This is a genomic window from Tolumonas osonensis, from assembly GCF_014202415.1.
Taxonomy (GTDB): domain Bacteria; phylum Pseudomonadota; class Gammaproteobacteria; order Enterobacterales; family Aeromonadaceae; genus Tolumonas; species Tolumonas osonensis.
Genome location: NZ_JACHGR010000011.1, coordinates 128,821 through 139,139 on the forward strand (window position 1 = coordinate 128,821; position 10,319 = coordinate 139,139).

Below are 10,319 nucleotides of genomic sequence, written 5' to 3' on the forward strand. Positions count from 1 at the left end.
ACCTACAAGAAGAACGGGCTTGGCTGGAATAGACGTTCAACCTCGGGAATATGTTTTTTATCCACCAAAAACATTACCACGTGGTCATCCTGTTGAATGACGGTCGAATCATGGGCAATTAAGACCTCATCGCCCCGGACTATTGCTCCGATAGTGGCTCCTGGTGGTAATTTCAGTTCGCCAATCGAACGGCCGACCACTTTGGATGTATGTTCGTCACCATGAGCGATAGCTTCTATGGCTTCTGCAACACCACGACGCAACGAATAAACGTTAGCGATATCGGCCCGGCGGACGTGCGTCAGCAATGCGGAGATCGTGGCCTGTTGCGGGGAAACTGCGATATCAATGGTGCCACCTTGTACCAGATCCACATAAGCACTGCGCTGGATTAGCACAATCGCTTTACGGGCTCCCAGCTTTTTCGCCAGCATGGCTGACATTATGTTGGCTTCATCATCATTGGTAACAGCAATAAATACATCTATCTGCTCAATGTGCTCTTCCTGCAACAGTTCCTGGTCGGCCGAGTCGCCACAGAAAACGATGGTTTCTTCCAGCATCTCGGATAAAACTTCTGCCCGTTCCGGATTCCGCTCAATCAGCTTGACGCTGTAGCGCCCTTCCAGCTGACGGGCAAGACCCGCGCCCACATTACCACCACCCACAATCATGATCCGGCGGTAAGGGCTTTCCAGTCGTTGCAGCTCGGACATAACAGCCCGGATATGGCCAGACGCCGCCACAAAGAACACTTCATCATCAGCTTCAATAATGGTTGTGCCTTGTGGGCGGATAGAACGTCCCTGCCGGAATATGGCCGCTACGCGGGTGTCGATATTTGGCATGTGTTCTTTCAGCGTGGCCAAGGCATTACCGACCAGCGGCCCGCCATAATAGGCCTTGACGGCAACCAGCCCCAGACGACCACCGGCAAAGTCAGCCACCTGCAGTGCGCCCGGGTATTCAATTAACCGGCGCATATATTCAATGACCAGCTGTTCCGGTGAGATCAGATGGTCAATATGGAATACCTCACCTTTAAACAGATTTTCCCGGGCGGATAAATAAGCATGAGAGCGGATACGGGCTACTTTATTCGGTACATTGAATAATGAATAAGCGATTTGACAGGCAATCATGTTGCATTCATCGCTGCTGGTAACGGCGACCAGCATATCAGCGTCATCAGCCCCGGCTTCACGTAATACACCAGGATATGAACCCGGACCACAAACTACCCGCAGATCATATTTATCCTGTAGTTCGCGTAACCGCACCGCATCGGTATCGATCAGCGTGATTTCGTTATTTTCACCTACCAGGTTCTCGGCCAGAGTGCCGCCGACCTGTCCGGCGCCGACAATAATGATCTTCATGCTGTAACCCGTTTAATTAATTTGGCGTAAAAGAAGCCATCCATCTGCTGTTCCCCGGGGAAAATCTGCCAGCCTGGCTGCTCTGCTGTATCTTGTGCATTCAGCGGAACATGAATAGCGTCGGCTGTTTTCTCCAGGAAAGACTTAATCTGCAAACTATTCTCTTCTGATAAAATGGAACAGGTTGCATAGAGCAACGTACCGCCCGGTTTTAATTGCTGCCACATGGCATCCAGAATATCCCGCTGCAGACGGGCTAACTCGGTGATATCTTCAGCCCGGCGCAGCCATTTAATATCCGGGTGTCGTCTGATAACGCCGGTTGCCGAGCATGGGGCATCCAATAAGATGCGGTCAAATTGCGGGCCGTTCCACCATTGTTCCGGTTTACTGGCATCACCATGGATCAGCGTCGCCTCCAGTTGGATTCGCTCTAAATTTTCGGCAACACGTGACAGCCGGTTAGCGTCACTGTCCACCGCGACTAACTGTTTGAGCGCGGGCTGTCTTTCCAGTATATGTGCTGTTTTGCCACCTGGTGCCGCGCAGGCATCCAGAATTAATTCGTTTGGCTGCGGATCCAATAACCAGGCGGCGTGTTGTGCTGCCGCATCCTGAACTGAACAGGCGCCGTCAGCGAAACCAGGTAATGCATTAACATCGCATGCGTTATCCAGTAATAAGGCCGAAGCGCAGCCAGGATGTGGCGTACTTTGAATATCGAGCGATACCAGCTGTTGCTGGTAAACTTCCCGTGATTGCTTACTCAAGTTGACGCGTAACCACATTGGCGGATAGGCATTTCCTGCCTGCAGGACAGAAACATAGCCATATTGGCAGGATTGCTTAATTTTCTTCAGCAACCAGCGAGGATAGCTGAAACGGGTTGCCTCATTTTTGTCAGCGGCTATCAGCAATTCGGCCTGTTGGCGCTGGGCATTACGAAGCACACCATTGATCAAACCCCGGAAGCTGTCGCCATTGAGTAATCCTGATGCATTAACCGTTTCAGCCAATACCGCATGAGGGGGAACTCGGGTATAAAACAGCTGATACAGTCCTGCCAGAATCAGATAATGCAGCGAACGGTGCTTGCCTTTTAACTGTCTCTCAAGTAGTTGATCAGCAATAAACTCCAGCCGGTTCAGCCAGCGCAGCGTACCGTAACAAATCTCTTGTAATAAGGCCTTGTCTTTGGCTGCAATCGACTGTTGCGCCACGGGCAATACAGCGGATAAGGACTGGCCCTGTTCCACCACTTGGAAAATAACTTTAGCTGCGGTAGCCCGAATTTTCATAACTTACGATTCCCGGAATAATTAAGGCAGAACATTGCCCGGAAGGAACAAGTCCTGACGAGCATTCAGTACATCTGCGAATGCCATTGCCTTTTTACCTGGTAGTTGCAGTTGTTTTATCCGTAACATACCGTTGCCGGTCGCAATATCCAGGCCTGCTTTACTTGCCTGAATGACTGTTCCTGGCGGCAGTTGAGAGTTGTCTGGTAAAACCTCGGCTTTCCAGACCTTGATATTCAAATCAGCAAGCCTGAAGTAACTCACAGGCCAGGGATTAAAAGCCCGGATGCACCGTTCAATAAAGTCAGCGTCCTGCTGCCAATTAATGCAGGCTTCTTCCTTGCTTAATTTTTTGGCATAAGTGGCTGATTCATCATCTTGTTTTTCTGGTTTTGCGGTACCGTCAGCGAGTTGCCTGATAGTGAACAGCATGCCTTGAGGACCATCAACCGCCAGCTTGTCATATAAAGAGGCACTGGTATCTTCTGCTGTGATAGGGCATACCACTTTATGCAACATATCGCCGGTATCCAGACCCGCATCCATTTGCATAATGGTAATCCCGGTTTCTTTATCTCCGGCCCAGATAGCGCGTTGAATCGGCGCAGCACCCCGCCAAGCTGGCAGAAGGGAACCGTGAACGTTGATACAACCCAGGCGGGGGAGATCTAATACCGGTTGCGGTAAGAGCAAACCATAAGCAACGACGATCATCAGATCCGGATTTAATGCTTTAAGCTCTTGCTGTGCATCCGGGTTTCTGAAATTTTCGGGCTGGAAAACAGGGATCTCATGCTCAACGGCTAACACTTTGACCGGACTAGGGGTCAGTTTGTTTCCCCGGCCGGCAGGTCTGTCCGGCTGCGTGTAAACACCGACCACCTGCAGGTTGGCATCCAGTAACGCCTGTAAATGCTTGGCAGCAAAATCAGGCGTTCCGGCAAATACAATACGAAGATTCTGCACGGTTGATTCCATCAGGATAAACGTTCATGTCGTGCCAGTTTCTCCAGCTTTTGCCGGATTCGCTGCCGTTTCAGGGGAGACAGATAATCAACAAATAATTTACCTGCGAGATGATCCATTTCATGTTGTAAACAGATAGCGAGTAACCCATCCGTTTCGATTTCAAATGATTCACCATGGCGGTCCAGCGCCCGAACCTTGACCCATTCGGCTCTTGATACGAAGGCTCGGCATTCCGGCACAGAAAGACAACCTTCCTCGATTCCTGTCTCCCCACGTTTCTCAACCAGTTCCGGGTTAATGAACACCAGCGGCTGATCGCGAGTCTCTGAGGTATCGATGACAATAATTCGCTTATGAATGTTGACCTGTGTCGCAGCCAGTCCAATCCCTTCTTCCTGGTACATAGTTTCAAACATATCCTTTATGATATGCTCGGTTTCGGGGGTTATTTTTTCGACCGGCGTAGCAATTTTTCGCAACCGTTCATCAGGAAAACGTAAAACTTCCAGAGTAGCCATATAATTAGTAAATACTCACATATATCGTAACTGTCAGCCTGATTTTAGTCGGCTGACGTCGAAAATAACAGCCGTCCGGCATAAACGGGGACAGGGATGATTATGAAACCACGTTATATATCGCTTTTTTTGATGTCTGCATTGTTTGCTTTTCAAGTAAGCGCCGATACTTTGGCATTGAAGAAGGACCACCCAGACAGGTATGTCGTGCAGAAAGGCGATACCCTATGGGATATTTCTGGGCGTTTTCTGACCAAGCCTTGGTTATGGCCTCGCTTGTGGGATATGAATAAACAAATCAAAAATCCGCATTGGATCTATCCGGGAGATCGTCTGCGTCTGACCTGGGTTAATGGTCAGCCCAAATTGGTATTGGATCACTCGGATGCCCGTTCCGGCAAACGCGTCATTACGTTAACCCCCAAGGTACGTATCGAGGAAAAACAAGGGCCGATTTCAACCGTCGATTATTCAGAAATATCTCCGTTCCTGCGAGCGGATATGGTCGTTGATTCAAATGTCGATCTTGCTCATATGCCGTATGTACTGGGGGAAAATGATGACACCAGTATTTTTATGTCTCAGGGGCAGACGATACATGTCCGCGGCAAACCCGATTTGAATACCACTTATGGTGTCTATCATGTCGGTAATGCCTATAAGGATGAACAGACCGATGAAGAGTTGGGGAGACAACTTGAACTGGTGGGTGTCGTTCAGCCAAAAGAGTTGTATGACACCGATATTACTTCTGTTGAGGTTATCTCTAGTTTTAGTGAAATCCGCCGGGGCGATCGGTTGCTGCCAATGCTGAGTGAAAACAGCATAGACGCTTATTTTGTCCCGCAGGCTGGTAATTTATCCAAACCAGCCCGGATAATTGATATTCCAATGAAGAGTACCTACGTCGGACGTTATGACACTGTCATTATTGACAAAGGTGCCCGCGAAAACCTGAAACCAGGTGATGTTTTCGGTATTGTTCGTCCGGGGGCTGACGTGGTGGATAATGGGCCGGATCGCGTTACTTATGAACAAGACGGTACAGCAGGCGAAAAGCTGATGAACAAGCAAAAAACAACGCTGCATGCTGATCATATTGGTGAAGTAATGGTCGTTAAAGTCTATCAGAAAACCAGTCTGGCCATAGTGATGAATAGTCGGGCAATCGTGCGGGCTGGTTATGCGGTGGAAAATCCCTGAGCAATCGTTATCTCAAAATGAACTGGCACTGTGGTTACATTTAACCAATATGCCAGGAATTGGCCCCGTTAAAGGGGCCAATTTGTTACAGCGTTATACTGTTTATGAATTATCAGGATGTACAGGCTCTCAACTGACGGGTTTAGGTTGGAGCGAGCAGCAAATCCGGCAGTGGTTTGCTTTTTCTGTTGAACAATACCAACCGATCCTGGATTGGGGCTCGATATCTGGACATCACATTCTGCCTTTTGACCATCCGTCCTATCCTTCATTATTACGTAATGTTGCCGGTGCGCCGCTGGTGCTGTTTATTGCCGGCAATATTGCAGTGACTGATCAGGTACAACTGGCTGTTGTTGGTTCAAGAAAACCGACGCAGGACGGACGGGATGCAGCACTCCAGCTCTCCAGAGAGCTGGTTCAGCATGGATTTGTCATTACTTCGGGACTGGCGTCCGGTATCGATGCCATCAGTCATCAAACAGCTCTGCAATACGATGGTCAGACGATTGCTGTTCAGGGTTGTGGTTTGGCGCATATTTATCCGGCGAAACATAGACGGCTGGCCCGGCAGATTGTGGATCAGGGTGGCGCCCTGATTTCTGAGTTTTTCCCGGAGACGTTACCCCGCGCAGAATACTTTCCACGACGGAACCGGATTATTAGCGGGTTAAGTGTTGGCACGTTAGTTATTGAAGCTGCGGAAAAAAGTGGTTCTTTAATTACCGCGCGCTATGCACTGGAACAAAACAGGGAGGTTTTTGCCGTACCGGGAAGAGCCAATAATTTAAATGCCCGGGGCTGTCACAGATTAATTCAGCAAGGTGCAAAACTGGTCTGCGATGCAACCGATATAATAGAAGAGATAGGCGTTTTCTCCCGCGGCATGAAACATCATGAAGAAACACATTCTGGCGTGGAGGGAGTTGTATCCGATTTGCCATTTTCCCGATTGTTAGATAACGTAAGAAGTGATGAGGTAACATCGATCGATGTGATCGCTGCTACCAGTGGGTTACCTGTTCAGGAGGTGATGACGGAATTAATCACTCTCGAATTAGAAGGATTAGTTTTGTCTGTACCGGGTGGTTATGTACGAACGAGGAGTGCCTGATCATGTTTGATGTCTTAATGTACCTGTTCGAAACATATGTGCAAAGCGAGTTGGATTTTATGGTCGATCAGGATGCCCTGACCGATGAACTTACCCGTGCCGGCTTTCAAAAACCCGAAATATATAAAGCATTGTCCTGGCTTGAACATTTAGCCGCATTACACGATAGCGATGAAGCGCCCGGATATATTTCCTGTGCGTCTGATTCTTTTCGCATTTATGCTTCTGAAGAGATGCTTAAACTGAGTACCGAATGCCGGGGATTTTTATTATTCCTGGAACAGATCCGCGTTCTGAATTGCGAAACTCGGGAAATTGTTATTGAGCGCTTAATGGAGTTGGATTCACCTGAAATTGAACTGGATGATCTGAAATGGGTTGTAATGATGGTTCTGTTTAATTTGCCGGGTGGTGAAAATGCCTGTCACCAAATGGAAGAGTTGATGTCAGAATCTGAACCGTTGACGCTCCAGTAACAAAGTTCTGATATCGGCCTCATGAGTAAAATCGACACTACACTGTTTTCAGCACAGGAACACGCTCTGGATAAAGAATACCGTCTTTGTCCAGAGTGCGGCGGTACCTTGGTATTACGCCGAAGTAAACATGGCTTGTTTCTGGGTTGCGAAAACTATCCTTCCTGTCAGTACATGCGTCCCTTGCAACAGCAGAATGTGCAGATAGAAAAAACTCTCGAAAATTCAGAATGTCCGGAATGTGGCAAACCATTAGCGATCAAAAAAGGTCGCTTTGGTTTATTTATTGGTTGCACTGCCTATCCAGCGTGTTCGCATATTGAAGCGAATAATCCAGTGGTGGAAGAGGCGTCCACTTTGCCCCATTGCCCAGCTTGTTATCTTGGACAATTACAGGCAAAAACGTCGCGATATGGAAAAACGTTTTATGCGTGCAGCAACTATCCTAAATGCAAATATGCAGTCAATGACAAGCCTGTATCTCATCCGTGTCCGATTTGTGGTTCTGCTATATTAGTAGAAAAACGTACCCGGCAAGGCGTGCGTTTTTGTTGTCCGCAAAAGGGCTGTACCTATAGCTGTGAATCACTATAATGCGACTCACTATCAATTAGTAACTCGAAGCAAGGAAGAACTTCTCATGTCTAATCCATTTGTAGCGATCCTGATGGGCTCAGATTCCGATTTCCCGGTCATGCAGTCCACTATCGATGTTTTGAAATCATTCGATATCCGCTATGAGGTAAAAGTGACATCAGCTCACCGTACTCCAGCGGCAACACATGCTTATGTTACAGATGCGGAGGCGCGAGGCTGCAAAGTCTTTATTTGTGCTGCGGGTTTGGCTGCTCACTTGGCAGGCGCGGTTGCCGGTATCACGACTCGTGCTGTCATTGGTGTTCCGATTGACGGTGGTCCGCTGAAAGGAATGGATGCATTGCTTTCTACCGTTCAGATGCCAGGCGGTGTTCCTGTAGCAACTGTTGCTATTGGTAAGGCGGGAGCAAAAAATGCCGGTTATCTGGCTGCCCAGATCCTGGCGGTAGCGGATGATGCATTAGCGGCGAAAGTGAAAGCTGAACGTCAGAAAAATGCCGAAGAAGTTATGGCGAAAGATGCTGCGCTACAGGCCCAGCTGAAATAACCAGGAAGGAAGGCGACGCAAGTCGCCTTTATATTAATGACCGACGATCTACACAAAGCATGTGAAGTACTACGCTCCGGTGGCGTGATAGCTTATGCTACCGAAGCTGTTTTTGGATTGGGCTGTGATCCGGATAACGAAGCCGCAGTTCAGAAATTATTAGAAATCAAACAAAGACCAATAGAAAAAGGATTGATCCTGATTGCGGCAAGCTGGGAGCAAGTCCTCCCGTATCTTGACGTCAGTAATTTGAGCAACGAACAGTTACACCGGGCGTTTATCAGCTGGCCTGGTCCCTATACCTGGGTTTTTCCTGCCAAACGCTCAACACCGAAATGGCTGACCGGGCAATTCGACTCTTTGGCTGTGAGGATCAGTGCACATCCGCAAGTACAGGCGCTTTGCCGGTTATACGGTAAGCCGATGGTATCTACCAGCGCAAATCTGACTTCACTACTACCTTGCCGAACAACAGAAGAGGTTCGCCTGCAGCTCGCAAGCAGAATAGACTATATATTACCTGGAATCGTTGGAACGCAAACCAATCCGTCTGAAATCCGCGATGTGATCACCAATCAGTTATTCCGGGCGGGTTGATTAGCTCTGCCGTTGTGATTCCGTTAATAATAAAGAGGCACTCCATGGATCGTTATGCTGTTTTCGGTAATCCGATTAATCATAGTAAGTCACCCTTCATTCATACTTTATTCGCCCGTCAGACACAACAACAGCTGACCTATGAGAAAATCGAGGCGCCAGTTGATGACTTTGTCGGTTCTATCCGTCGTTTCTTTGCAGAGGGCGGAAAGGGGGCGAATGTTACCGTGCCATTCAAAGAACAAGCTTTTCAGCTAGTAGATCAATTGTCTCCACGTGCGAAACTTGCTGGTGCTGTAAACACATTAAAGTTAACAGATGATGGTCTTTTACTGGGTGATAACACTGACGGTGCTGGTTTGGTTCAGGATCTTAAATATCATCTGGAAGAACTTACCGGGAAAAAAATCCTGTTACTGGGTGCTGGTGGTGCTTGCCGTGGTGTAATGGGACCATTACTGGAACAACACCCCTCCGAAATCGTTATTGCTAACCGGACTGCAGCCAAAGCAGAGCAACTGGCTCAAGAATTCTCTGCTATGGGAAAAGTGAGAGCCAGTCAATTTGCAGAACTTAATGAAGCATTCGATCTGATTATCAATGGCACATCCGCAAGTTTAGCGGGAGCAATGCCGGATATTCCCGAAGCCGTGATCGGTTCAGCGACTGTTACTTACGATATGATGTATGGCAGCAAAGAAACGGTATTTAATCTCTGGGCTAAAGAACACGGCGCGATTAAAACGATAGATGGTCTAGGAATGCTGGTTTGCCAGGCGGCAGAGAGTTTTGCTGTATGGCGCGGAATTCGCCCCGGCACACGACAGGTCATCCGTGAATTACGGCGTAATCTAACCGGGGCGTAATCATTATCTATACAGCTCTGCCAAAAATTCGTTTTTCAATAAAACATAATTAGCTGAAGACTGAACAAAGAACGCCCGTTCATCTTCAGTTAATGCTCTGCCTTGCTTAACCGGATTGCCTACATAAATATAGCCAGAAGCTAAGCGTTTGCGCGGAGGAACAACTGCTCCCGCCGCCACGATCACATCAGATTCAACAATGGCGCCATCAAGAATAATCGCCCCCATACCAACTAATACCCGGTCATGGATGACACAGCCATGCAATACAGCTTTATGTCCAATCGTGACATCATCGCCAATAATTAATGGGCAACCGTCCGGACTCTTTTCGGTGCTCCGATTTACATGCAATACCGAACCATCCTGTACATTACTGCGTGCACCAATAGTAATGAAGTTCACATCCCCACGGACAACAGCCATTGGCCAGATACTGGTATTGTCAGCTAAACGGACATCACCAATTACACAGCTTTGTGGATCAATATAAACATCATCACCTAATTGCGGAGCGATACCCCGATAACTACGAATAGAAGACACAATAAGTCCTATTTTTGAACAGATGTGGATAACAGTGTTTATATCTTGGAATAAAACCGGAGCAAGGTGTAGATAAATAATTAGTTTAAAAAAAACAGTAAAAAAGAGTTGATCAAAAAACTTTGCTCCCTATAATGCGCCCTCACTGACACGGCAGACGCCGCAACGAACTGAGGAATCAGCGAGTTACGTCAGTAAAGATTCAGGTT

12 protein-coding genes are annotated in these 10,319 nt (G+C 47.9%); 7 read left to right on the forward strand and 5 right to left on the reverse strand.

Annotated features, from left to right (window positions below):
• Positions 1–2: 2 nt before the first annotated feature.
• Genes trkA through def form a run of 4 tightly spaced genes read right to left on the reverse strand, consistent with a single transcriptional unit; the run spans position 3 to position 4,164 of the window.
• Positions 3–1,379 (reverse strand): Trk system potassium transporter TrkA, encoded by a 1,377-nt coding sequence (gene trkA / locus HNR75_RS14725; protein ID WP_188027737.1) that lies wholly within the window; start codon positions 1,377–1,379, stop codon positions 3–5.
• Positions 1,376–2,677 (reverse strand): 16S rRNA (cytosine(967)-C(5))-methyltransferase RsmB, encoded by a 1,302-nt coding sequence (rsmB, locus tag HNR75_RS14730; protein ID WP_188027738.1) that lies wholly within the window; start codon positions 2,675–2,677, stop codon positions 1,376–1,378. The genes trkA and rsmB overlap by 4 nt, the downstream gene beginning before the upstream one ends.
• Before the next feature lie 21 nt (positions 2,678–2,698).
• Positions 2,699–3,643 carry a methionyl-tRNA formyltransferase gene (gene fmt, locus HNR75_RS14735; protein ID WP_343043287.1) on the reverse strand — a complete coding sequence of 315 codons (945 nt, stop codon included), beginning with the start codon at positions 3,641–3,643 and terminating at the stop codon, positions 2,699–2,701.
• Between the two features lie 11 nt (positions 3,644–3,654).
• Positions 3,655–4,164, reverse strand: a complete 510-nt coding sequence (gene def / locus HNR75_RS14740; RefSeq protein WP_188027740.1) for a peptide deformylase — start codon at positions 4,162–4,164, stop codon at positions 3,655–3,657.
• Between the two features lie 285 nt (positions 4,165–4,449).
• On the opposite strand from def, the gene HNR75_RS14745 reads away from it, so the two are divergent.
• Genes HNR75_RS14745 through aroE form a run of 7 tightly spaced genes read left to right on the forward strand, consistent with a single transcriptional unit; the run spans position 4,450 to position 9,564 of the window.
• Positions 4,450–5,367: a LysM peptidoglycan-binding domain-containing protein gene (locus HNR75_RS14745; RefSeq protein WP_246358976.1), complete on the forward strand. Its 918-nt coding sequence runs from the start codon at positions 4,450–4,452 to the stop codon at positions 5,365–5,367.
• A complete protein-coding gene (gene dprA, locus HNR75_RS14750; protein ID WP_188027742.1) occupies positions 5,348–6,481 on the forward strand; it encodes a DNA-processing protein DprA in 1,134 nt (377 codons plus the stop codon). The genes HNR75_RS14745 and dprA overlap by 20 nt, the downstream gene beginning before the upstream one ends.
• A gap of 2 nt (positions 6,482–6,483) precedes the next feature.
• On the forward strand, positions 6,484–6,957 hold the full coding sequence (locus tag HNR75_RS14755; protein WP_188027743.1) for a DUF494 family protein: 474 nt from the start codon (positions 6,484–6,486) through the stop codon (positions 6,955–6,957).
• Between the two features lie 21 nt (positions 6,958–6,978).
• Positions 6,979–7,551 (forward strand): DNA topoisomerase family protein, encoded by a 573-nt coding sequence (locus tag HNR75_RS14760; protein ID WP_188027744.1) that lies wholly within the window; start codon positions 6,979–6,981, stop codon positions 7,549–7,551.
• 46 nt (positions 7,552–7,597) lie between these two features.
• Positions 7,598–8,101 (forward strand): 5-(carboxyamino)imidazole ribonucleotide mutase, encoded by a 504-nt coding sequence (purE, locus tag HNR75_RS14765; RefSeq protein WP_188027745.1) that lies wholly within the window; start codon positions 7,598–7,600, stop codon positions 8,099–8,101.
• A 36-nt stretch (positions 8,102–8,137) separates the two neighbouring features.
• Positions 8,138–8,698, forward strand: coding sequence for an L-threonylcarbamoyladenylate synthase type 1 TsaC (tsaC, locus tag HNR75_RS14770; protein WP_188027746.1), 561 nt, complete (start codon positions 8,138–8,140; stop codon positions 8,696–8,698).
• Positions 8,699–8,742: 44 nt separating this feature from the next.
• A complete protein-coding gene (gene aroE, locus HNR75_RS14775; RefSeq protein WP_188027747.1) occupies positions 8,743–9,564 on the forward strand; it encodes a shikimate dehydrogenase in 822 nt (273 codons plus the stop codon).
• A gap of 3 nt (positions 9,565–9,567) precedes the next feature.
• Here the strand turns inward: aroE and HNR75_RS14780 are convergent, their stop codons facing one another.
• A complete protein-coding gene (locus HNR75_RS14780; RefSeq protein ID WP_425506827.1) occupies positions 9,568–10,110 on the reverse strand; it encodes a gamma carbonic anhydrase family protein in 543 nt (180 codons plus the stop codon).
• Between the last annotated feature and the right edge of the window lie 209 nt (positions 10,111–10,319).